Source organism: Leisingera sp. F5 (genome assembly GCF_001593695.1).
In genome coordinates, this window is sequence record NZ_LUKH01000048.1 from 1 (window position 1) to 22,319 (window position 22,319).

The following is a 22,319-nucleotide window of genomic DNA, read 5'->3' on the forward strand; positions in this document are numbered from 1 at the left end:
GGTTGAGGCCGCGGCTGAGGCCGAAGCTGAGGAAACCGCGGCAGTCATCACCGAAGCCGCAGTGGAAGAAACCGCCGAAGCCGAAGCCGAAGCCGAAGCCGAAGCCGAAGCCGAAGCCGAAGCCGAAGCCGAAGCCGAAGCCGAAGCCGAAGCCGAAGCCGAAGCCGAAGAAACCATCGCCGCTGTGCTGGGAACGGCAAGCGAAGAAGAACCGGCCCCCGCTGTTGAACTGCTCGAAGTTACCGAAGCCGAGGCCGGGTTCACCGAAGCGGTGGCGGAAGCAGAAGAACATCTGAACGAGGCAGAACCGGTCGAGTCAGAAGCCCCGGCTGCCGCCCCCGCCGCCGACAGCATCGCCGCCAAACTGCAGCGCATCCGTGCGGTGGTGGCACAGACCCCGGACGAAGACTTCACTGAAGACGAACATGCCGACGACGTGCTGGAAAGCGCCGCCGAGGACATCTCCAACGCGCTGCTGGAGGATGACGGCGACGGCGCGCCGGACTTCGCAGATGAGGGCGACGATGCAATCGCCAAGGCACTGGACCGCCTGGACCTGAACACCGGGGCCGCCGGCTCTGCAAACGGTGACCCGGCACAAGGCAGCGACAGCCTGTTTGCCGGCCTGCAGGATGAAGACATTGCGCCGGCTGCTGCGGACGCGGCAGAAACCCCAGGCACACCGGACACCCGCAGCCCCGAAAACCTCCTGGCCGGCAGCGCCGAGGACGAAGCCGCCGCTGCCAAACCTGCGCCGGCCCGTCCGGCGCGCGTGCGCATCACCAAGGTGAAACGCGCCGACTTTGACAAGGCCGTCGCGTCCGGCCGGCTGGAGGAGACCAAAGCCAGCGAAGCCCCCGCGCCCGGGCAGCCGCCGCTGTCGGAGGAAGACGAAGCCGACCTGATGCGCGAACTGGCTGAAGTGGAGGCCGAGATTCTGGCCGCTTCCGAAGATCAGGACACCGCCGCAACGCCCGCCGCCGGCGAGTCCCCGGCCCAGCCCCAGGCCACAGCAGCCGGCCTGGCGGACAGCGATGTCTCCCGGCTGATGGCCGCTGCCGACGAAAAACTCGAGGACCCGGTCACCGCCTCGTCCCGCGAGGCTTACAGCCAGCTGCGCGGCGCTGTCGCCGCCACCAAGGCCGAAGGCTCCGCAGGCGGCACCGCCGGCAGCGATGGCGCCAAGCCTTACCGCGAAGACCTGGCCAGCGTGGTCCGCCCGCGCCGCCCCGAGTCCCGCCCGAACGTCTCGGAACGCCCGGCCAGCCCGGCCTCCCGCCCGGCTCCGCTGAAACTGGTGGCTGAACAGCGCATTGACGAAGGCAGCACTCCGCAGCAGCCGGTGCGCCCGCGCCGGGTCTCGGCTGCGGTTCTGGGCGATGAGAGCGACGGCGCCAGCAGCGGTTTCGCCTCCTACGCCGCCGAACGCGGCGCCGCCGAGCTGCAGGAGCTGCTGGAAGCGGCAGCCGCCTATATGAGCTTTGTCGAAGGCCGCGACCACTTCTCGCGCCCGCAGCTGATGAGCAAGGTGCGCAGCGCGGGCAGCAGCGACTTCAACCGCGAAGACGGGCTGCGGTCTTTCGGCCAGCTGCTGCGGGACGGCAAGATCGAACGCTCCGGCAACGGCCAGTTCACCGCCTCCGGCGACATCGGTTTCAAACCCGGCAAACGCGCCGCGGGCTGATCCCGGACAGGTCAAACAGAAAAGGCGGCCCCGCAAGGCCGCCTTTTTCAGTTCCAGGACCAAAGCTGCTTCTTTCTGGTCTCAAATACCTCGGGGTGAATTGGCCGGAGGCCAAAAGGGGCAGCGCCCCTCACCCTATTCCTGTTCCGCGTCCGGATCTTCCTTGCCGACACCGCGGAACACAAATTTGAACGGCAGCACCCAGACCACCCCCAGCGCCACATAGATCAGCAGCTCCAGCCACAGTGGCGGCCGGTCCAGCCAGTTCATCACCGTGACCGCAGCCACGATGTAAACCGGCATCCCGACCAGCAGGATCACCAGCGCCCAGCGCCGCCGGGCCTTGTAACTCAGGCCATTTCCCTCAGCCATCAGTCGGCAAAGGGATCGGTCACCAGAATGGTGTCGTCCCGCTCCGGGCTGGTGGACAGCAATGCCACCGGGCAATCGATCAGCTCTTCCACGCGTTTCACGTATTTGATCGCATTGGCCGGCAGGTCATTCCAGCTGCGCGCGCCTTCGGTGCTTTCGCTCCAGCCCGGCATTTCCTCGTAAATCGGGGTGCAGCGGGCTTGGCTGTCAGCCGCGGTCGGCAGGTAATCCAGGCGCTCGCCGTCCAGCTCATAGCCCACGCAGATCTTCAGGGTCTCAAACCCGTCCAGCACATCCAGCTTGGTCAGCGAAATGCCGTTGATGCCGGAGGTGGCGCAGGTCTGGCGCACCAGGCAGGCATCAAACCAGCCGCAGCGGCGCTGACGGCCGGTGGTGGTGCCGAACTCATGGCCGCGCTCTCCCAGACGCTGGCCATCCGCATCCGGCGTGCCGTCCGCCTGCAACAGCTCTGTCGGGAACGGGCCCTCACCCACACGGGTGGTATAGGCCTTCACAATGCCCAGCACATAATCGATCGAGCCGGGGCCGATGCCCACACCGGTTGCGGCCTGGCCGGCAATCACGTTCGACGAGGTCACAAACGGATAGGTGCCGAAATCGATGTCCAGCAGCGCGCCTTGCGCCCCTTCAAACAGGATCCGCTTGCCGGATTTACGCTTTTCGTTCAACACCTTCCAGACCGGTGCGGCATAGGGCAGGATCTTCGGTGCGATCTCTTTCAGCTGTTCGATCAGCGCGTCGCGGTCGACCGGATCAACGCCTAGTCCCTTGCGCAGCGGGTCATGGTGCTGCAGCGCCCGGTCAACGCGCGCAATCAGCGTCGCCTCATCCGCCAGATCCGCCACGCGGATCGCACGGCGGCCCACTTTGTCCTCATAACACGGACCGATGCCGCGGCCGGTGGTGCCGATCTTGGTCCCCTTCGAGGCCGCCTCTTCGCGCGCCCGGTCCAATTCGCCATGCAGCGGCAGGATCAGCGGGGTGTTTTCCGCAACCATCAGGGTTTCCGGGGTGATCTCAACACCCTGCGCCTGAACCGTGGCGATTTCCTTCATCAGATGCCAGGGATCCAGCACCACGCCATTGCCGATGACCGACAGCTTGCCGCCGCGCACCACGCCCGAGGGCAACGCGTGCAGCTTGTAGACCTTGCCGTCAATGACCAGCGTATGGCCGGCGTTATGGCCGCCCTGGAAGCGCGCGATGACGTCTGCACGCTCGCTTAGCCAATCCACGATCTTGCCTTTCCCTTCGTCGCCCCACTGGGCGCCGACTACGACGACATTGGCCATATCCGGTCCTTTACAGTCTTGGTTCAAACCCACGCTCATATAGCGATGCTGCGCAGGCAGGGGAACCGGTTTTTCGCCGCAAGAAACGGTAATTCACGGGGCAGGATGCCATCCCTGCCTGGAATCCCGCCCCAAGCCGGGCAGAGCTCGTCCGCGGACTGGCGGCGGAACGGAGGTGCATGGCAGTTTATCGTGCCAAGTCTTCCAGGGTTCAATTGGCAGGCCAGCGTATCAAAAGAGCCCGCCCGATGGGGCGGACGGGCTCTGCCCGGCGGCGCTGCGCGCCTTGTTTCCGGGCCAAGAAACGCTCCCCAAGGGTGTTGCGCACCCAGCGCACGCCCCCTTCACGCCATCCTCACGCCCCCATGCCAGACTGCCAAATGATCGAGATCACCCGCCATGGCGCCGCGCGCGGCGCCATGATACGAGGCTCAGGCATCTGTGAGGCTGCCTGCGCAACACCCGGAGACCGGCCCTGATAAAAAGGGGGTCGCTCAGGAAATCCTGTCCGAGCAGGCCCCGAGAGGGTCTGTCCAACTCCACCCGGCGGCGCCGCCATCCTTAACCGGATCAGCGCTCAAACTGACGAAGAAAGACACGCGGCACCGCCCGGCCGGATGGCCCCGGCGGCCGAACCTGCTGCGCGGTCAATCGCTTAGCCGGACCGGCGCGCCATGCGGGGTCGACAGATAGGCCGCCTCCCAGCGGCTGCGCATCACCTCCGCCTCGGCAGGCGATGCCGCGCCCTCCTCGGCCAGAAACATCTCCAGCGTTTCCAGCCAGGCGCGAAAATAATCCTCGCCGCCATCCAGTTCCCGGCTGAGACCGTGGCGCCGCAAAGTGGCCGAGAACCGCTCCACCCACGCGCCCCAGGTAAACCGTCCGGCTTCATTCAGATGCACCGTCAGCGCAAAGACCTGCGCATGCCAGGGCTCGGCAAAGACCGGCTCTGGCGCAGCCGCCTCGGGACAGCTGCTCATAACGGCTCCAGATAGCTTTGCCACAGGTCCAGCACCACCTCATCCTCCGGGTGCTCCGGATGCGCCCACAGCGCGCGGGCAGCAAAGCGCACCGCATAAAGCGGCTCCGGCGCCTCCCCCAGACCATGGGCGCTGCTGTCGGGAAAGACATGGGTGCCATGCAGCCGCAGGATGTAACCATGCGTCCCGGCGGCGTATTGCGGCAGCCGCGTGTGGCCGCCATCCACCAGCGCGCTGTCAGCAGGGATTCGCGCCCGCACCGCCTGCCCCGGATGAAACCGCGGCTTCGGCCCGCCCTCCCGGTTTGCCGGCCCGCCCTTGGCCAGCGCAGCGGCCACCGCACCGGCCTTCAAGGCCCGTTCCGCCAGCGCGTGCATCCCCGCCGCGCCCTGCCCTCGCAGGTCTTCCCGCGTCAGCACGCCCTTCTCAACCAGCAGATCCGCCAGCGCCGAGATCCATTTCTCATAGTAAGAGAACCGTATGTAATCCTTGGGCGGCAGCCGCTCGCGGGCATGGCGGGAGGTATCGATGTTCCACTGCCCCAAGGCGCCGCAGGCCAGCGTCACCGCCAAGGCGCGGGCATGCCAATCCTCGGCAAAAACCGGCGCGTCCTCCGCCTCCGGCACCACCGGCCCGTCACCGAATCGCCCGCCCATATCATGCACCCGGGTCATGCCGGCGCCTCCCCCGGCACCTTTGCCAAACCGGTGCCGATCATGCTGTCGCGGGTGACCAGCGCCGCCAGCTCATCCTCATTGAGACCTTCCGTGCCTTCAGGCCGCATTGGCAGCACCAGATAACGGACTTCGGCAGTCGAATCCCAGACCCGCACCGCGGTTTCCTTGGGCAGCGTCACGCCAAACTCGGCCAGCACCTTGCGCGGCTCGCGCACCGCGCGGGCACGGTAGGCATCGGATTTGTACCAGCTCGGCGGTATCCCCAGCAGCGGCCACGGATAGCAGCTGCATAAAGTGCAGACGACCATATTGTGCTGCAGGGCTGTGTTTTCCGCCACCACCATATGTTCGCCTTGGCGGCCATAGTACCCAAGCTCCGCCAGCACCGGATCAGCATCCGCCAGGAGCGCAGCCTTGAAGTCCGGATCGAGCCAGGCCTTGACCACCACCCGGGCGCCGTTCTGCGGGCCGATCCTGTTCTGATAGGTGTCGATGATCTCCTCTAGCGCGGCGGGGTCGATCAGGCCTTTCTCGGTGAGAATCGTCTCAAGCGCCTTCACCCGCAGGGCAGGATCAGGCGGCAGCAGGGCGTGCGGGTGGTCGGAATGGTCATGAGGCATATGCCCATGCTGCGCCGCTGCGGGCGGCCCTGTCCAGTCACGTTTCATGATGCAAACAATCACGTTGCGTGACGTCCGGGGCCAGTTCGCAGAACAGCCTGCAACTCCGCCCTTGCCCCCCCGGGCAATCTTGCCTATTTACCGCCCGATACTCAGCCAACCGCCGCAGGGGCCCATGGAAAACGTTGTTCTCATCATCCATCTTCTTTTGGCTCTCGGCCTTATTGCCGTGGTTCTGCTGCAGCGTTCCGAAGGCGGCGGCCTTGGCATGGGCGGCGGCGGCGGCGGCGGTGCTGTCTCAGGCCGCGCGGCAGCCACAGCGCTTAGCCGGCTGACCTGGATCCTGGCCATTGCTTTCATCTGCACGTCGATCACCCTGACCATCATGGCCGCGCAGAAATCCGCTGGCGCCTCGGTCACCGACCGTCTGGCTGTACCGCAGACCGAAGACCAGGGCGACACCCCGGCAGCACCTCTGGGCAGCGATCTTTTGCCGCCCAGCGAAGGCGACAACGCTCCGCTGGTGCCCAGCGCAGACTGACACACTACACCTTGAGAGGGTTTTAGGAACCGCAACAGCATCTTGCGGTTCCCTTGCGCATTTCGCGCGAATCCTTTATATATGAAGTCCCGTGATGCTGCGGTTTTTGGGGTGATTCCAATCACCGCCGGGCAGCTGAAATCTGACTTCTCACGGGGGCAGCCGATACTCATGGCGCGTTTCATTTTCATCACTGGCGGTGTTGTTTCATCTCTGGGCAAAGGCCTGGCTTCGGCCGCACTTGGCGCTCTTCTGCAGGCGCGGGGCTACTCCGTTCGCTTGCGTAAACTGGACCCCTATCTGAACGTCGATCCGGGCACCATGAGCCCGTTCGAGCACGGCGAAGTCTTCGTCACCGACGACGGCGCCGAGACCGATCTGGATCTGGGCCATTACGAACGGTTCACCGGGGTGCCTGCACGCAAAACCGACTCGATCTCCTCGGGCCGGATCTACACCAACGTGCTGGAGAAGGAGCGCCGCGGCGACTATCTGGGCAAGACCATCCAGGTCATTCCGCATGTCACCAACGAGATTAAGGATTTCATCTCCATCGGCGAGGATGAGGTCGACTTCATGCTCTGCGAAATCGGCGGCACCGTCGGCGACATCGAAGGCCTGCCGTTCTTTGAAGCCATCCGCCAGTTCGCCCAGGACAAGCCGCGCGGCCAGTGCCTGTTCATGCACCTGACCCTGCTGCCCTATATCAAGGCCTCCGGCGAGCTGAAAACCAAACCGACCCAGCACTCCGTGAAGGAGCTGCGCTCGATCGGGCTGGCACCGGACATTCTGGTCTGCCGTTCCGAAGGCCCGATCCCGAAGAAAGAGCGTGAAAAGCTGGCGCTGTTCTGCAACGTGCGCCCCGACAGCGTGATTGCCGCGCAGGATCTGAAATCCATCTACGAAGCGCCGCTGGCCTATCACCGCGAAGGCATGGATCAGGCGGTTCTGGATACCTTCGGCATCTCCCCTGCCCCGAAGCCGAACCTGGCCCGCTGGGAAGATGTGGCCGACCGCATCTACAACCCCGAAGGCGAAGTGAAAGTGGCCATCGTCGGCAAATACACCCAGCTGGAAGACGCCTATAAATCCATCGCCGAGGCGCTGACCCACGGCGGCATGTCGAACCGGGTCAAGGTCAGGATCGAATGGGTCGACGCCGAGCTGTTCGACAAGGAAGACGCCGCCCCCTATCTGCAAGGCTACCATGCAATCCTGGTGCCCGGCGGCTTTGGCGAGCGCGGCACCGAGGGCAAGATCAAGGCGGCGCAGTATGCCCGCGAAAACGACGTCCCCTACCTGGGCATCTGTCTGGGCATGCAGATGGCCGTGATCGAGGCCGCGCGCAATGTGGCGGGCATCACCGAGGCAGGTTCGGAAGAATTCGACCACGAGGCCGGCAAGAAACGGTTCGAGCCGGTGGTCTATCACCTGAAGGAATGGGTGCAGGGCAACCACAAGGTCAGCCGCAAGGCGGATGACGACAAGGGCGGCACCATGCGGCTGGGCGCCTATGACGCGGCGCTCACCGAAGGGTCCAAAGTGGCCGGTGCCTATGGCAGCACCCATATCGAGGAACGCCACCGCCACCGCTATGAGGTGGACATCAAATACCGCGAGAAGCTGGAAGACTGCGGGCTGAACTTCTCGGGCATGTCGCCGGACGGCCGGCTGCCGGAAATCGTGGAATGGAAAGACCATCCGTGGTTCATCGGTGTGCAATTCCACCCGGAACTGAAATCCAAGCCCTTTGCGCCGCATCCGCTGTTTGACGACTTTGTCCGCGCCGCCAAGGAGACTTCGCGGCTGGTCTGAGGTTTTGTGCAGCAGGCGGGTGTTCTCCCGCCCGTCGCTTGGCTCACGGCACATGAGCCGCGCCCGTTGGGCCCGGCGCCGCTGCGCGGCGCAGGGAGAAGACGGAAAAAGGCGGGCCGATGGCCCGCCTTTTGCATTTTTATTGATTGGTTTCAGGCCGGGTCAGAAACCGTGCATCCGCTTGGCCCATTGATAGGCCACTACCAGCCCCTTCATCCGCGGCAGCATCACCAGCGAGGCCCCCACCGTGATCACTGACATGATGATTGCCAGCGTCCAGGGGTCCGGCCGCAGCTGGGTGTAGACGATGTGCAGCGCAAAACCGAGGATGTGGCCGACCACCAGGATGGTCAGATAGGCCGGGCCGTCATCGGCGCGCTGATGGTGCAGCTCCTGACCGCATTCGCTGCAGCTGTCGTTCACCTTGAGATAGCTGTGCAAGAGCTTGCCCTCACCGCAATTCGGGCAGCGCAGGCGCAGCCCCTTCAGCAAGGCGGGTTTCATCTCCCGCTGGTCCTGTTGCAAAACATCCATCCCAGTCATCGCACGTCTCCTTGGGGTTTGCGGCCAGATACCGCGATTCCAAGATTGATTGCAATCAATTTGCAATCATAGACATTGCATTTATTGACGCAGTCAGTCATTGAGCCAATCAATTACGAAACAATCGCCCCAGGAGATTCTGCAGATGAAGCAGTGGACCCCGGCCCGTCTGGCCAATGCAAAGCCCCGCTATCTGGAACTGGCCGAGGCGATCAAATCCGACATCGACACCGGCGTGCTGGCACCCGGCGACCGGCTGCCGCCGCAGCGGCGGGTGGCGCAGGATCTAGGGGTAGATTTCTCAACCGTGTCACGCGGTTACGCCGAAGCGGTGCGGCGCGGCTACATCGAAAGCTTTGTCGGCCGCGGCACCTTTGTGAAGGCACCGGACGCGCTGCCGGAGCGCCCCGATCCGCGGCGGGCGCTGGAAGAAGACCCGATGATGAACATGCCGCCGGAGCCGGATGACCCGGTCTTGCTGGCGCGGATGCAAAAGGGGCTGGAGCATGTCTCGGCCAATCTGCTGCCGTTGCTGCGCTATCAATCGGTGACCGGCAGCCCGCAGGACCGGGCCATTGCGGCGGATTGGATGCAGGCAAACGGCCTGCCGTGCGCACCGGATCGGCTGGCGATCACCCCCGGCTCCCATGCCAGCCTTTATGCGATCCTGACAGTGCTGTGCGAGCCTGGCTCAACCGTCTTGTGCGAGGATGTGACCTATCCCGGGTTGCGGTCGATTGCGGCCCGGCTGGGGGTCCGGCTGATCGGGCTGGCAGGGGACCAAAGAGGCATCCTGCCGGACGCGCTGGAGAAGGCGGTCACCGATCACTGGCCGGCAGCGCTGTACCTGAACCCGACCCTGCAGAATCCGACCACCCGGACCATGCCCGGCCACCGGCGGCAGCAAGTGGCGGCAGTGCTGCGAAAACATGACCTGCCGCTGATCGAAGACGACGCCTATTGCTTTGTGGCCGAGGATGCACCTGTCGCCATCAGCAGCCTGATCCCGGATCTGAGCTGGCATATCGCGGGCCTCTCCAAATGTTTCGGCGCCGGGTTGCGGCTGGCCTATACGACGGTGCCCAAGCGCAGCCTGATGGGGCAGTTTTCACAAGCGCTGCGGTCGATGCATGTGATGGTGTCGCCGCTGAACCTGGCGCTGCTGGGCCGCTGGATCGAGGATGGCACTGCAACGGAAATCCAGGGGTATGTCCGCAAGGCCGCAGCGGTGCGGCAGGCGCTGGCGGCAGAGGTGCTGCAGGAGTGCTTTACCGTTGCGGATCCGCTGGCTTTCAACCTGTGGCTCACCCTGCCCCGCGGCACCAGCCGGGCCGAGGTGATGGGCCGTATGGCAGGCCGCCAGATCGGGATCATGCCAAGCGATGCCTTTACCGTGACCGGGCTGCCGGAGGAAGCAGTGCGTGTCTGCCTGGGCGGCCCCATTGCATTGGGCGAATTGCACGAGGATCTGATTGCGCTGAATGATGCGGTCACCCGCAAGGACTGGCTGGGCTGAGCTGCGGCTGGTAAGATCCCGGCACAACGCAAGAGGCCCAGTATGATCCGCGCATTCCGCAACCTTATTGAACGCCAGCTGGCCAAAGCGCAGGCCGAGGGGCAGCTGCAGGGGCTGCAAGGTGAAGGCAAGCCCTTGCCCGACCGCAGCAGCGAGGCGCATGTGGATGCGGGGCTGGCGGCGGGGATGCGGATCATGGCGCAGGCCGGCGTGGTGCCAGAGGAGTTCACACTGAAGGACCAGCTGGCCGCCGCGCGCAGGGAATATGCAGGATTGGCAGATCCGGAGGCGCGCAAGGCGGCGATGGCGCGGATCTCGGATCTGGAAATGCGCTATAACATGGCGCGGGATGCGCGGAAATCCTTCTTCCGTTAGCGCAACACCCCGTTGTTTCCCAGCAGATTCGCGCTATAGACAGCGCCAATACAGACCATTCCCAAGAAGAGTGACGCATTATGGCAAAAGACGCTTCCGTACAGCAGGCACAACTCGACCGCATCGCCACCGGCAATGGCTTCATTGCGGCGCTGGACCAATCCGGCGGCTCGACCCCGAAGGCGCTGGCGCTTTATGGCGTGACCGAAGACGCCTATTCCGGCGACGACGAAATGTTCGCCGAGATCCACAAGATGCGCACCCGCATCATCACCTCGCCGAGCTTCGGCAAGGAGCGTATCCTGGGCGCGATCCTGTTTGAAAAAACCATGGACGGCGAGATCGACGGCAAGCCGACTGCAGATTTCCTGTGGGGCAACTGCGGCGTGGTGCCGTTCCTGAAGGTCGACAAGGGCCTGGCGGATGAAGCGAACGGCGTGCAGATGATGAAGCCGATGCCGGAACTGGACGCGCTGCTGGCGCGCGCCAACACCAAGGGCATCTTCGGCACCAAGATGCGGTCTGTCGTCAAGGACGCCAATGCCGAGGGCATCAAGGCGGTTGTCGCCCAGCAGTTCGAAGTCGGGCAGCAGATCGTCGCGGCCGGCCTGGTGCCGATCATCGAGCCGGAAGTGGACATCCATTCCGCGACCAAAGCCGAAGCCGAAAACATCCTGAAGGCAGAGATCCAGCAACAGCTGGATGCCCTGCCCGCGGACTGCAAGGTGGCGCTGAAGCTGACCATCCCGTCCAAGGCAGGCCTGTATGATGATCTGGCAGATCACGCCAATGTGGTGCGGGTTGTGGCGCTGTCGGGCGGCTACACCACCGACGACGCCTGCGCGCGCCTGTCGCAGAATGCCAAGATGATCGCCTCCTTCAGCCGCGCCCTGACCGAAGGGCTGAACGTGGCTATGAGCGATGCGGATTATGACGCCGCTCTGGGCGCGAATATCTCCAAGATCTACGACGCGTCGCTGTAAGCCGGCCACAGATCTGTTGATTTGAAAGCCGCGCCTGTACAGGGCGCGGCTTTTTATCGCCCGAAGGTCAGAGGCCAGGATCAAAGGCCAGGATCAGAGACCGGAGCGCCCGGCGCAGCAGACCGCCAGCACCAGCCCGGCGCCGCTGAGGAAGGGCAGCCAGAAAAACCGCAATGCAGTCAGGGTGAACCAGCCGGGCTGATCCTCCGCAGCCTGGCCCGCGCCGCCGAGCCAGGCCCAGAACACCAGCGCCGAGGCGGAGATCATCACCCCGCTGAAGGCGAGCAGCCAGCGTACCGAGCTAGGCATCGCGGCCTCTGCCGCTGGGGGCCTGCGGCTGGCGGCGAGCCATCCGCTCACGCTGCCTCGGTCAGCGACGGGTGCAGGCCGGTGCAGCTGACCTTGTTTTCATTGACCGCCAAGTAGCGCTGCGCCTCCTCGCGGTTTCCAAAGCACAGGGCCTCGTCATAAAAATAGGTGATCCGATCCCCGGTCCGGGACAGCAGGGCGCCGCTTTCGAACAGAATAAACCACTTCTTACGCACCAGTTGCATCAGCCTCACTCCTTTCTGAAGCCCGGCTGCGAAGCATATCCTGCGCCAGCCGGTTCTACTGCATTTCATCAGGGTGCAAACAGCCATCCGGTGCCCGTGCGGGCCGCCCGGCAGCAGATTTCCAAATGCTGGATTGGCCTCTCTCGCGCCCTGCTAAAGGCAGAATTCGCCCGCAAATATTGCCAAAAGGTTAACAGGTGTTTGTGTTGATTTTGCGCGGCATTTTTCTGCCGGCAGGCGGCGGTTTCCCGCTGGCATCGGCGGATTTTCAGAAAAATTGGCGAAATTCCGCTGTTGCGGAATCCGGGGCTGTATTTGAGGGAACCCACCCATGCCGTGTACAGCCTCCCGTCCCGGCGGCAATGCCGCCTGCCAGGCAGCGGGACGGGGGTATTTGGAACCAGAAAGAAGCCGCAGAAGCGTGAGTCAGCACCCTGCGTTCGGAACCCGGGAGCCGCAAAAACGCGGCGCTTCAGCCGAATTTCGCAGGGCGCTTTTGCAGTTGCGCGGCGACGGCCTCTATCTGATCCGGCTTGCCGATCAGTTCCAGCTGTTCGGCACTTTCCGCCAATAGAACATCCGCCTGGCCTGCACCGCTTTCGGCATAAGCGATCATGCGTTTGGCTGCACGGATGGCGGAGGGGCTTTTTGCTGCGATGACGGCGGCCAGTTCCTGGGCACGGGTGAGCGGGCTGTCTGCCAGCTCGCTCAGCAGGCCCCAGTCCAGCGCCTGCTGCGCGCCGACCTTCTCGGCCGTGTAGGTCAGGCGGCGCAGCACGTCGGAGCGCAGCAGCCGCGGCAACAATGCCATACCGCCCATGTCCGGAATCAGCCCCCATTTCATTTCCATCACCGACAGCTGCGCCTCCGGGTGGGCGATGCGGATGTCGGCGCCCAGTGCGATCTGCAGCCCGCCGCCGAAACAGGCGCCGTGGATGGCGGCGATCACCGGCACCGGCATCCGGCGCCAGACCATCGCCACCTCTTGAAACAGGTTGGCATCATGGTGGGTGCGCTCCATCACCAGGGTGCCGAGGTCGCGTTGCGCAAACCCGGCCAGTGCGGCCATGTCGAGACCGGCGCAGAAGCTTTTGCCGCTGCCTGCCAGCACCACGGCGCGGGCGTCCGAGGCGGCGACTTCCTGGCCTGCGGCGATGATTGCCTCGATCATCTCTTCGTCGAGCGCGTTGTGCTTGTCCGGGCGGGCAAGCGTGACATAGGCGATGTGGTCCTTGTAGCCGGTGGTGACTCTGGCCATGGCGTGTTCCCCGCTGCTGGTTTGCAGCCAGCCTGCCCCGGACGCGGACGGGTTGCCAGTCCAACGTCGGGGAAGGGTCAGGGCTGCATCGGCATACGGGCGAACCAGGGCGAGTCCAGCGTCATTACATAAAGCTGCCCGTCCACAGCCTTGCCGCCGGTGGTGACGCCGAGGCGCCCGTCCGGGTCCTGCAGGCTGCGCAGAATGTTCCCCTGCCCGTCGAACTGCATCAGCATGCCGCGATGCACCGGCGCCGGGCGCACCAGCGGCCCGAGCCGCCAGATCAGTTTGCGCAAGGCCGGGTACGGCATCAGCTTTTCCGACGGCAAACGCGGGCTGGCAAAGGCGAGCCAATAGGTGCCGTCGCCCTGCGCCTCGAGATTGTCGGGGTAGCCGGGGAGGTTGCCGAGGAAAACCTCGCGCTCGCCTGCGCGTTCGCCTTTGAGCCAGAGCCGGTGGAGGCGGGCGCGGCCGGTTTCGCTGATCAGCAGAAAGTCCTCATCCGGCGACAGGGCAATGCCATTGGTGTAGACAAAGCCGTCTGCGAGTTTTTCGACGGTACCGTCCGGCGCCAAGCGGGCGACATAGCCCGTGTCCGACTGCTCCCAGATGGTGAGGATCGAGGTCGGCCTGGTGCCGCCCATGGTTTCCGGGTCGAACCGGTTGGAGGAGTTGGAGAAATAGACCGTGCCGTCCTGCGCAACGTCGAGCTGGTTGGCATAGATGATGGGCGCGCCGCCGATGCTGTCTGCCAGCACTTCCAGCGTGCCGGGGCCGGTCCAGCGCAAGATGCCGCGGAAGCTGTCGGCGATATAGAGCGCACCATCCGGCCCGGCCTTCAGGCCCAGCGGGCGGCCGCCCAAGCGGTCGATCAGCTCCGGCTCTGACCCGTCGATGCGGTAGAGACTGCCGGAAAGGCTGGTGGTGTAGACCGCGCCGTCCGGCAATTGAGCCAGATCCTCCGGCCCCAGCTCGCCATTCGGAAGCGTGATAAGGTCCGCCGCATCCAAGGCGTTGTTTTCGGCATAGGGGCCGGTAAAGCCCGGAGCCTCGGGCGGGTCATAGGCGATGGGGTCCACCGGGACGGGCCAGAACAGCAGATAGGCCAAAGCGGCGGCCAGCAGGGCAAAGACAATGCGCATGAAAGAATCCCTTGAAGGTCTGGCGCAGACTGCGCGGGCGGCTGAGGGGACGCAAGCCTTGCCCCCTTCGCGGGCTTGGGGTTATCTGCGGCCATGACTGGTCCCCGCTATACCCCGCTTGCGCAATCCCTGCCCGCCACCGTGCCCTTTGTCGGCCCTGAGACACAGGAGCGCGAGCGTGGCACGCCTTTTGCCGCGCGGCTGGGGGCGAATGAGAACATATTCGGCCCCTCGCCCAAGGCGGTTGAAGCGATGGGCGCAGCGGCGGCGGAAATCTGGAAGTACGGCGATGCGCAAAGCCATGATCTGGCCCGCGCGCTGGCGGCGCATCATGGGATCACGCCGGATCACATCATGGTCGGGGAAGGCATCGACGGGCTGCTGGGCTATCTGGTGCGGCTGCTGATTGCACCGGGTGACGCGGTGGTGACCTCGCTGGGGGCCTATCCGACGTTCAATTATCACGCCGCGGGGTTTGGCGGGGTGATCCAAACCGTGCCCTATAAGGACGACCGCGAGGATTTCGCCGCACTGTTTGCAAGGGCCGCAGAGGTGGATGCCAAGATCGTCTACCTTGCCAACCCGGACAATCCGATGGGCAGCTGGCACAAGGGCGCAGATATTGCCGCGGCGCTGGACCGCTTGCCGGAGGGCTGCCTGCTGCTGCTGGATGAGGCTTATGTGGAATGCGCGCCGGACGGCACCGCGGCGCCCATCAGCGCCGATGATCTGCGGGTGGTCCGGATGCGGACCTTCTCCAAAGCCTATGGCATGGCAGGGGCGCGGGTGGGCTATGCCATCGGCCATCCCGAGCTGATTGCCGCCTTCAACAAGGTGCGCAACCATTTCGGCATGAACCGGGCGGCGCAGGCGGGGGCGCTGGCGGCCTTGCAGGATCAGGGCTGGCTGGCGCAGGTGCTGGCGCAGATCGGCGGCGCGCGGGACCGGATTGCAGATATCGCGGCAGCGAACGGGCTGACCGCCCTGCCCTCGGCCACCAATTTCGTGGCGATTGACTGCGGACAGGACGGAGCGTTTGCCAAGGCGGTGCTGGATGGGCTGGTGGATCAGGGGATCTTTGTGCGGATGCCCTTTGCCGAACCGCAAAACCGCTGCATCCGGGTGAGCTGCGGGCCGGAAGCGGAGCTGGATGCCTTTGCCGCGGCCCTGCCGCGGGCGCTTGCGGCGGCGCAGACCGCCTGAAGCGGGCGGCTGAAACCTGCCAACTCCCGCCTGATCGCGGCGGTTTTACCGGACATTCACCACTCCTGGGCTACTATTTAGACGTAGAACCGGGAGAATTGTCATGCGTGACCCTGAACTGCCGGCCAATATGCCGGATTTCTTCACTGCCGCAATCACCTTTGCCGGGATCAACCTGATGTGGATCTTCTTTGTGGTCTGGGTGATGTACGGAATGGTGCCTGTTCTGGTGCTGGCGGTGCTGATCAACCATCTTATCACCAGGCTGGAAATACGTCTGAATTCGCAGAAGGCGTGAAGCCAGCCTCCTGCCTGTTTCCGGGAAGCTGCTAGCGCCCGGCCATTGCTGTTGCAGCTGCCTCCAGCGCGCCGGTCCCATGCGGGATGTTCAGCGCCTTCAGGCCCGTTTCGATGCCGCCCAGCAGGCCCATGACCATATGGCCGTTGACATGGCCCATGTGGCCCAGCCGGAAAAAGCCGTGCCATTCCGGGCTGTTTGACGGCGCCATGCCAAGGCCGATGCCCAGCGTCAGGCCCAGATTCTGTTCCAGCCACATGCGCAGCTCGGTTCCCAGCGGCGACCCCATCCGCAAGGCGGTGACCGCGTGGGAACGCAAGGGCCGCTCCGGCACGTTCATGCGCAATGGGCCGTCAGCGCCCCAAGCCTCGCAAGCGGCCCAGATGGTGCGGGCCAGATGGGCATGCCGGGTCCAGGTGCTTTCAACCCCCTCAGCGTGGATCATGTCCAGCGCAGCGCGCAGGCCGTAAAGGTGGTGCGTGGGCGCGGTGCCGCCGAAATACTGGTAGAACTCCTGCGGGTTGGCGCGCGGCGCCCAGTCCCAGTAGCGGCTGATCCGCGGCAGCGCCGCCCGTGCAGCGGCGGCCCTTTCATTGAAAAATACAAAGCCAAGTCCCGGCGGCACCATCAGCCCCTTCTGGCTGGCGCTGACCATCACATCGACGCCCCAGCGGTCCATCTCGAACCGCTCACAGCCCAGCGAGGCGATGCAGTCTGCCATCAGGAGCGCCGGGTGGCAGGTTTCGTCCAGCAGTTGACGCAGCCCTGCAATGTTGTTGCGGATCGAGCTGGAGGTGTCCACATGCACGCCCAGGACTGCCTTGATGCCGTGGGCGGTGTCGGCGGCCAGCGCCTCGGCGATGCGGGCCATGTCCCAAGGCGCGCTGGTGCCGAAATCGAGCACTTCGGTTTCGACGCCCAGCCCTTCGGCCATTTCCGACCAGCCGATGGCGAAGCGCCCCGAGGAGGGCACAAGCACGCGGTCGCCCGGTTGCAAGGTGTTCTGCAAAGCGGCCTCCCAGGCGCCGTGGCCGTTGGAGATATAGATCGCAGCCTGATGAGCGGTGCGCGCCACCCGCCGCAGATCCGGGATCAGGGTGGCGGTCATCTCCACCAGCTCACCGGCATAAATATTCGGCGACGGGCGGTGCATCGCCTGCAGCACCGGATCCGGCACCACCGAAGGGCCGGGAATGGCAAGATAGGGCCGGCCGGCTGATACGTTTACAGATCCGCTCATGGGCAATATTCCTTGCGGCGCGGGCGGGGCAGTGCCGCCACGGTTGAACCATGACGGCACAGTAGCCGGCGGATTCGCATGGTCAATTGCTGCGGACGCAGGGTCACGGCGAAGTGCTTGCGCCCTGCAGCCCAGCTGCTTAAATGGTTGCGGCATGTCAGAAAAGGCGCAAAATGACCCGAACTCCCTGCCGGACCCTCCCCGCATGAGCAAACCTCATAAATCCTCGCGCGAGCTGTTCGGCTGGCTGTGGCGCGGCTATCTGCGCCATTACATCGGGCTGTTGGGAATTGCCGCGGTATTCATGCTGATCGAAGGCGCCACCATGGGCGCGCTTGGCTATATGATGCAGCCGATGTTCGATCTGGTGTTTGTCGCGGGCAATTCAAACGCGCTGGTCTGGGTCAGCCTGGCGTTTCTGGCGATCTTCACCCTGCGCGGCGTGTCCAGCGTCACCCAGAAGGTGCTGCTGAGCAAGGTCTCGCAGACCTCGGCGGCGCATCTGCGCAAGGACATGCTGGCGCGGCTGATCCGGCAGGACCCGGCGTTTCACCAGCAGCACCCGCCGGGGCTGCTGATCCAGCGGATCCAGTCGGATGTCTATGCGATCAACGCGGTCTGGCAGGCAGTGATCACCGGCGCCGGGCGCGATCTGGTGGCGCTGGTGGCGGTTCTGGGCGTTGCCTTCAGCATCGATTGGCGCTGGACGCTGATCCTGCTTGTGGGCGTGCCGGTGCTCTTGCTGCCGATCTCCACCATCCAGCGCTATGTGCGCAAAAAGGCGTCGCGCGCGCGGGATCTGGGCGCCGATCTGGCAACCCGGCTGGACGAGATTTTTCACGGCATCGTGCCGGTCAAGCTGAACCGGCTGGAGGAGTATCAGGTCCGCCGGTTCTCTGACCGCACCGATGATTTTGTCGGCTCTGAGGTGAAGGCGGCCTTTGGCACCTCGTCGATTTCGGGCATGACCGACATCATGGCCGGTGTCGGCTTCATGGCGGTGCTGCTCTATGGCGGCAACGAGATCATTGCAGGTGAAAAGACCGTCGGCCAGTTCATGAGCTTTTTCACCTCGATCGGGCTGTCGTTTGAACCGATGCGGCGGCTGGCCAATATCTCCGGTGTGTGGCAGGGCGCGGCGGCAGCACTTGAGCGGATCAAGGAACTGCTGGATGCACCTATTCTGCTGAGCGAGCCGGAAAACCCCAAGGCCGCGCCAGCAGGCCTGCCCGCCATTAGCCTCAGCGGCGTCGAGCTGAGCTATGGCGACGCACAGATCCTGCACGGGCTGACGCTGGAGGCCGAAGCCGGCAAGACCACGGCGCTGGTGGGTGCCTCGGGCGCGGGCAAATCGACGATCTTCAACCTGCTGACCCGGATGGTGGATCCGCAGGCGGGGTCGGTCGCTGTGGGCGGGGTTGAGGTCACCGATCTGAACACCGCCGATCTGCGCAGCCTGTTTTCCGTGGTGACGCAGGATGCGATGCTGTTCGACGAGACCCTGCTTGAAAATATCGTGCTGGGGCGCACCGATGTACCCGACGCGGAACTGCAGGCGGCGCTGGAGGCCTCGCATGTGGCGGATTTCCTGCCCAAGCTGGAACACGGGCTGGAAACCCGGGTGGGGCCGCGCGGTTCGGCCCTGTCGGGTGGTCAGCGTCAGCGGGTGGTGATTGCGCGGGCATTGCTGCGCAATACGCCGGTGCTGCTGCTGGACGAGGCGACCTCGGCGCTGGATGCGCAATCCGAGAAAGTGGTGCAGCAGGCGCTGGACAAGCTGGCAGGCGGGCGCACCACGCTGGTGATTGCGCATAGGCTGTCGACCATCCGCAATGCTGACAAAATCGTGGTGATGGACCGCGGCCGGGTGCTGGACCAGGGCACCCATGACGATCTTCTTGCGCGCGGCGGCGTTTATGCCGACCTGTACCGGCTGCAGTTTCAGGACGGCAAGACGGTGGTGGATACCGCAGGCATTGCCGCCCAGGCCAAGCAAGTGCCGGGCGGTGCAAAGAGCGGCAAGGAACGCTGGTTCCGCCGGTTTTCCCGCAAGGTGTTTGGCTGATTTCCAGCTTTCGCTGTTTAACACTGAGGGCCGCGCCCGAGCCTGGGCGGGCGCGGCCCGGCCTGCCGGCCGGGCGGAACATGTTACTTTCTGTACTGGGCCGCCAACTTCTCCGGTGAGACACCAAAGGTGTATTTGGCCAGCGTCCAAAGGTTGCGCCTGCCGCGCCGAAGCCAGCCTGCCCGCTGATAGCGGACTGCGCTGGTCAGGGCGGCGCAGGGCAAAGCGGTCAGCCCATGCAAGCGCCGCACCAGAGCCACGTCCTCCATCAGCAGCTGGTCGGGATAGCCGCCTGCGGCCTCATACGCCGCGCGGCGGATCAGCAGCCCCTGATCGCCATAAGGCAGACCGAACAGGCGGGATCGCAGATTGGCCCAGCCCGCGACCCAGGCAGGCATCAGCCCGCGCGCCCGGAAACGCAGGCGGAAATAGGCGGGGCTGCCCTGCCCCTCTTGCAGATGCTGCGCCACGGCTTTGGCCCAGCCGGGTTCCAGATGGGTGTCGGCGTGCAGCACCAAGAACCAGCCGCCCTTGGCCGCCGCGCAGCCCCGCCGCAGCTGGCCGCCGCGCGAGGGGGCGCCGGTTACCCATTCCGCCCCCGCAGCCTGGGCGATGGCGCGGGTGGCGTCGGCTGAGCCGCCGTCCGTCACCACCAGTTCGCGGATCAGGCCTGCCGCCAGCCCCTCCATCAGATGTTCGAGGGTGGCGGGCAGCTCTTCCTCGGCGTTCAGGGTGGGGATCACGATGCTGACCGGCGCGGGCATGGATGGTTTTCCTGTTTTCTTCCGCCCTGCTTCCTATATCACTGGGCGGAACTATGAAACGTCCTCTGACACACACCGGAGACATGAAATGAGCGACCGCCGCATCCTGCGCCTGAGTGGTGCCGACGCCCGCAGCTTTCTGCAGGGGCTGGTGACCAACAATGTCGACCGGCTGGACAGCCCGGACGACGGGCTAGTCTATGCCGCGCTGCTGACGCCGCAGGGCAAGTATCTGGCGGATTTCTTTCTGGCGCCGGACGGCGATGCAGTGCTCTTGGACGTGGAGGCGTCGCTGTCGGAGGGCCTCATGAAGCGGCTGAACATGTACCGGCTGCGCGCCGATGTGCAGGTGGAGATGACCGGTCTGCAAGTGAAACGCGGCACAGGTCCAGCACCTGAGGGCGCCCTGAATGACCCGCGCCATGCGGCGATGGGCTGGCGGCTCTATGGCGCTGAAGGCGGCGATGACGGCAGTGATTGGGATGCGGTGCGGGTGGCCCATTGCGTCCCCGAAACCGGAGTGGAGCTGGGGCCGGAGAGCTATATTCTGGAGGCCGGCTTCGAGGCCCTGAACGGTGTGGATTTCCGCAAAGGCTGCTATGTGGGCCAGGAGGTGACGGCGCGGATGAAGCACAAGACCGAGCTGCGCAAGGGGTTCCGCACGGTGGAAGTTGAGGGCACGGCGCCGGTTGGCACTGAGATCACCGCCGGGGGCAAACCCGTGGGCACGCTGTTCACCCAGTCCGGTGGCAAGGGGATTGCCTATCTGCGGCTTGACCGCGCCAAGGGGGAGATGCTGGCCGCAGACGCCCGCGTCACCTGGCAGGTGTGATCGGGCTGGCGGACGCAGTTCTTTCTCTTCTGGGCGCGGAGCAATCACGCGCCCAGCCGCGGCATGGCGGCGACAGGCTTGGTATGTCTGACATCAGCGCCAATGGGGCCAATTAGGTCAATGTGATAGGAGAGGGATTCTGGCTTATCGTAACCACTGAGGAGTGGGCGGTGAGAAAAGTAACCAAGAGCCCTGGCGAGAAGATTGTCAAAGATATCAAGCGGGCGGCCCGCAAGCAGTATTCATCCGAAGAAAAGATCAGGATCGTTTTGGACGGCCTGCGTGGCGAAGACAGCATTGCGGAGCTGTGCCGCCGCGAGGGAATCTCCCAAGGCGTCTACTGCAAATGATCAAAGGATTTCATGGAAGCTGGCAAGCGGCGCCTGGCTGGCAGTGAACTGGACGCCGAGATCGAACGGGAATTGGAAGCAGCCGACCTTTTCCTGCTCGTAGTCAGCCCCGACTTCATCGCGTCCGACTACTCTATCGAGCGGGAAATGAAGCAGGCGCTTGATCGTCCCGCTCACCCTGCGCGAGCCATGCTCCTGCTGCGGCGACCCAATGCGCATCGTCGAAATCTTCCGCCGCGGGCAAAAGCCCTCATCTCGCGCACCGTCCAAGGAGCAGGCCGCATGACGAAACGCCCGACCACGGCGCGAAAATCGCCTCGGTGCCCGTTCTCGCGCCGAGCCGATCCCTTTGTGCCCAAAGACCCAAAGCGCTCGCCAGCCGCGGGTGAAGGCCTAGGCAGATGGGTCGCCAGCTACGCTCCGGCTGTTCGCACCGCCCTTGGCGATCATCCTGGCCGCGCGGGTCAACGAGTGGCCATCACCGTTGCAACGGGCTCCGGCAAGCAATCCCCATAGGCATCGCCCAGATGCCCGCGGCTTCCACCTTGGGAGGATTTCCAACACGGGCCGGCAACGCTCCAAGCCGCACCCTAACGCCGCGGCCCGCATCGAAAATCCTTCACCAAAGCGGATGGAGTGGGTGGCTCCTGCTCCACCGGCGTCGCAATGCGCCATACTGCAGTTGTCAACGACTGCTAGGAAAGGAGCCACCCAATGACAGCTAAAACAGTTGGACTGGATCCGGCCAAGGAGGTGTTCCAGGTTCACGGGGGTTCCGCGGCTGGCCGCAAGATATTCAACAAAAAGATCAAACGCGCGAAACTGCCCGCGTTTTTCGAGGCTCTTCCGCGCTGTGTTGTGGGCATGGAAGCCTGCGGCTCCGCCCATTACTGGGGCCGGGAGCTCAGCAGGCTGGGTCATGACGTCCGCCTGATGCCGGCGGCCGATGTCAAACCCTATGTAAAGCGCGGCGAGACCGACGCTTCTGATGCCGAGGCGATTTGCGAAGCGGTCCGCCGGCCAAGTTTAAGCTGGTCCGCGCCAGCGGATTGAACGATCCGGGGAAACGTTCAAAGGCGCAGAACGCGCTTCGTCGAAGTGAAATCCGAAGACCAGCAGGCAATCCTGGCGCTGCACCGCACCCGGGATCTCGCGGTCCGGCAGCGCACGCAGCTGGCGAATATGATCCGCCGC

23 protein-coding genes and 2 pseudogenes are annotated in these 22,319 nt (G+C 64.5%); 12 read left to right on the forward strand and 13 right to left on the reverse strand.

Annotated elements, in window-relative coordinates:
- Positions 1 to 1,684: chemotaxis protein CheA (locus A2I95_RS21765; protein WP_291733220.1), on the forward strand; the 1,684-nt coding region annotated here is incomplete at its 5' end.
- A gap of 135 nt (positions 1,685 to 1,819) precedes the next feature.
- Here A2I95_RS21765 and A2I95_RS21770 read toward each other — a convergent pair.
- From A2I95_RS21770 to nthA, 5 genes are all read right to left on the reverse strand, one after another.
- The gene (locus A2I95_RS21770) at positions 1,820 to 2,056 is read right to left on the reverse strand and encodes a DUF2842 domain-containing protein (RefSeq protein ID WP_291733222.1); all 237 of its coding nucleotides are present in this window, start codon (positions 2,054 to 2,056) and stop codon (positions 1,820 to 1,822) included.
- Complete coding sequence (locus A2I95_RS21775) at positions 2,056 to 3,369, reverse strand: adenylosuccinate synthase (protein WP_291733223.1); 1,314 nt, start codon at positions 3,367 to 3,369, stop codon at positions 2,056 to 2,058. Before A2I95_RS21775 ends, A2I95_RS21770 begins: the two co-directional genes overlap by 1 nt.
- 647 nt (positions 3,370 to 4,016) lie before the next feature.
- Entirely contained in the window at positions 4,017 to 4,349 is a 333-nt protein-coding gene (locus A2I95_RS21780) for a nitrile hydratase accessory protein (protein ID WP_291733225.1), read from the reverse strand.
- A complete protein-coding gene (gene nthB / locus A2I95_RS21785) occupies positions 4,346 to 5,023 on the reverse strand; it encodes a nitrile hydratase subunit beta (protein ID WP_291733227.1) in 678 nt (225 codons plus the stop codon). The genes A2I95_RS21780 and nthB overlap by 4 nt, the downstream gene beginning before the upstream one ends.
- Complete coding sequence (gene nthA, locus A2I95_RS21790) at positions 5,020 to 5,646, reverse strand: nitrile hydratase subunit alpha (protein ID WP_291733229.1); 627 nt, start codon at positions 5,644 to 5,646, stop codon at positions 5,020 to 5,022. The genes nthB and nthA overlap by 4 nt, the downstream gene beginning before the upstream one ends.
- Before the next feature lie 175 nt (positions 5,647 to 5,821).
- Between nthA and secG the strand changes: the two genes are divergently transcribed.
- Together secG and A2I95_RS21800 are read left to right on the forward strand one after the other, a co-directional pair.
- The gene (gene secG / locus A2I95_RS21795) at positions 5,822 to 6,187 is read left to right on the forward strand and encodes a preprotein translocase subunit SecG (RefSeq protein WP_291733231.1); all 366 of its coding nucleotides are present in this window, start codon (positions 5,822 to 5,824) and stop codon (positions 6,185 to 6,187) included.
- 171 nt (positions 6,188 to 6,358) lie between these two features.
- Positions 6,359 to 8,002 (forward strand): CTP synthase, encoded by a 1,644-nt coding sequence (locus A2I95_RS21800; protein WP_291733233.1) that lies wholly within the window; start codon positions 6,359 to 6,361, stop codon positions 8,000 to 8,002.
- Positions 8,003 to 8,164: 162 nt separating this feature from the next.
- On the opposite strand, the gene A2I95_RS21805 is transcribed toward A2I95_RS21800, so the two are convergent.
- Entirely contained in the window at positions 8,165 to 8,545 is a 381-nt protein-coding gene (locus tag A2I95_RS21805; RefSeq protein WP_129370300.1) for a DUF983 domain-containing protein, read from the reverse strand.
- Positions 8,546 to 8,690: 145 nt separating this feature from the next.
- On the opposite strand from A2I95_RS21805, the gene A2I95_RS21810 reads away from it, so the two are divergent.
- The 3 genes from A2I95_RS21810 (at position 8,691) to A2I95_RS21820 (ending at position 11,419) form a co-directional block, all read left to right on the forward strand.
- Positions 8,691 to 10,061 carry a PLP-dependent aminotransferase family protein gene (locus A2I95_RS21810; RefSeq protein WP_291733237.1) on the forward strand — a complete coding sequence of 457 codons (1,371 nt, stop codon included), beginning with the start codon at positions 8,691 to 8,693 and terminating at the stop codon, positions 10,059 to 10,061.
- Positions 10,062 to 10,103: 42 nt separating this feature from the next.
- On the forward strand, positions 10,104 to 10,436 hold the full coding sequence (locus tag A2I95_RS21815) for a DUF1992 domain-containing protein (protein ID WP_291733239.1): 333 nt from the start codon (positions 10,104 to 10,106) through the stop codon (positions 10,434 to 10,436).
- Between the two features lie 80 nt (positions 10,437 to 10,516).
- Positions 10,517 to 11,419 (forward strand): fructose bisphosphate aldolase, encoded by a 903-nt coding sequence (locus A2I95_RS21820; protein ID WP_291733241.1) that lies wholly within the window; start codon positions 10,517 to 10,519, stop codon positions 11,417 to 11,419.
- A gap of 93 nt (positions 11,420 to 11,512) precedes the next feature.
- On the opposite strand, the gene A2I95_RS21825 is transcribed toward A2I95_RS21820, so the two are convergent.
- The 4 genes from A2I95_RS21825 to A2I95_RS21840 all read right to left on the reverse strand — a co-directional run bounded on the left by A2I95_RS21825 (position 11,513) and on the right by A2I95_RS21840 (position 14,373).
- The gene (locus A2I95_RS21825) at positions 11,513 to 11,728 is read right to left on the reverse strand and encodes a hypothetical protein (RefSeq protein ID WP_291733243.1); all 216 of its coding nucleotides are present in this window, start codon (positions 11,726 to 11,728) and stop codon (positions 11,513 to 11,515) included.
- A gap of 47 nt (positions 11,729 to 11,775) precedes the next feature.
- Complete coding sequence (locus A2I95_RS21830; protein ID WP_129370295.1) at positions 11,776 to 11,973, reverse strand: hypothetical protein; 198 nt, start codon at positions 11,971 to 11,973, stop codon at positions 11,776 to 11,778.
- Positions 11,974 to 12,445: 472 nt separating this feature from the next.
- Entirely contained in the window at positions 12,446 to 13,231 is a 786-nt protein-coding gene (locus tag A2I95_RS21835) for a crotonase/enoyl-CoA hydratase family protein (RefSeq protein WP_291733246.1), read from the reverse strand.
- Positions 13,232 to 13,308: 77 nt separating this feature from the next.
- On the reverse strand, positions 13,309 to 14,373 hold the full coding sequence (locus A2I95_RS21840) for an SMP-30/gluconolactonase/LRE family protein (protein ID WP_291733247.1): 1,065 nt from the start codon (positions 14,371 to 14,373) through the stop codon (positions 13,309 to 13,311).
- Positions 14,374 to 14,466: 93 nt separating this feature from the next.
- Between A2I95_RS21840 and A2I95_RS21845 the strand changes: the two genes are divergently transcribed.
- Positions 14,467 to 15,576 (forward strand): pyridoxal phosphate-dependent aminotransferase, encoded by a 1,110-nt coding sequence (locus A2I95_RS21845; RefSeq protein WP_291733249.1) that lies wholly within the window; start codon positions 14,467 to 14,469, stop codon positions 15,574 to 15,576.
- Between the two features lie 103 nt (positions 15,577 to 15,679).
- Entirely contained in the window at positions 15,680 to 15,874 is a 195-nt protein-coding gene (locus A2I95_RS21850; protein ID WP_027259632.1) for a hypothetical protein, read from the forward strand.
- Positions 15,875 to 15,905: 31 nt separating this feature from the next.
- Here A2I95_RS21850 and A2I95_RS21855 read toward each other — a convergent pair whose 3' ends face one another.
- The gene (locus tag A2I95_RS21855; RefSeq protein WP_291733251.1) at positions 15,906 to 17,114 is read right to left on the reverse strand and encodes an aminotransferase class V-fold PLP-dependent enzyme; all 1,209 of its coding nucleotides are present in this window, start codon (positions 17,112 to 17,114) and stop codon (positions 15,906 to 15,908) included.
- 205 nt (positions 17,115 to 17,319) lie between these two features.
- Here A2I95_RS21855 and A2I95_RS21860 point away from each other — a divergent pair, with 205 nt between their 5' ends.
- Positions 17,320 to 19,179 (forward strand): ABC transporter ATP-binding protein, encoded by a 1,860-nt coding sequence (locus A2I95_RS21860; RefSeq protein ID WP_291733253.1) that lies wholly within the window; start codon positions 17,320 to 17,322, stop codon positions 19,177 to 19,179.
- Between the two features lie 83 nt (positions 19,180 to 19,262).
- Here the strand turns inward: A2I95_RS21860 and A2I95_RS21865 are convergent, their stop codons facing one another.
- On the reverse strand, positions 19,263 to 19,943 hold the full coding sequence (locus A2I95_RS21865) for a TIGR04283 family arsenosugar biosynthesis glycosyltransferase (RefSeq protein ID WP_291733254.1): 681 nt from the start codon (positions 19,941 to 19,943) through the stop codon (positions 19,263 to 19,265).
- Positions 19,944 to 20,031: 88 nt separating this feature from the next.
- Here A2I95_RS21865 and A2I95_RS21870 point away from each other — a divergent pair, with 88 nt between their 5' ends.
- Both A2I95_RS21870 and A2I95_RS21875 read left to right on the forward strand, forming a co-directional pair.
- On the forward strand, positions 20,032 to 20,775 hold the full coding sequence (locus tag A2I95_RS21870; RefSeq protein ID WP_291733256.1) for a folate-binding protein: 744 nt from the start codon (positions 20,032 to 20,034) through the stop codon (positions 20,773 to 20,775).
- Positions 20,776 to 20,945: 170 nt separating this feature from the next.
- A pseudogene (locus A2I95_RS21875) lies at positions 20,946 to 21,122 on the forward strand (transposase); the annotation flags it as partial.
- Between the two features lie 3 nt (positions 21,123 to 21,125).
- Here the strand turns inward: A2I95_RS21875 and A2I95_RS21880 are convergent.
- Positions 21,126 to 21,344, reverse strand: a complete 219-nt coding sequence (locus tag A2I95_RS21880; RefSeq protein WP_291733259.1) for a hypothetical protein — start codon at positions 21,342 to 21,344, stop codon at positions 21,126 to 21,128.
- Between the two features lie 495 nt (positions 21,345 to 21,839).
- Here A2I95_RS21880 and A2I95_RS21890 point away from each other — a divergent pair.
- Positions 21,840 to 22,319: pseudogene (locus tag A2I95_RS21890) on the forward strand (hypothetical protein); the annotation flags it as partial.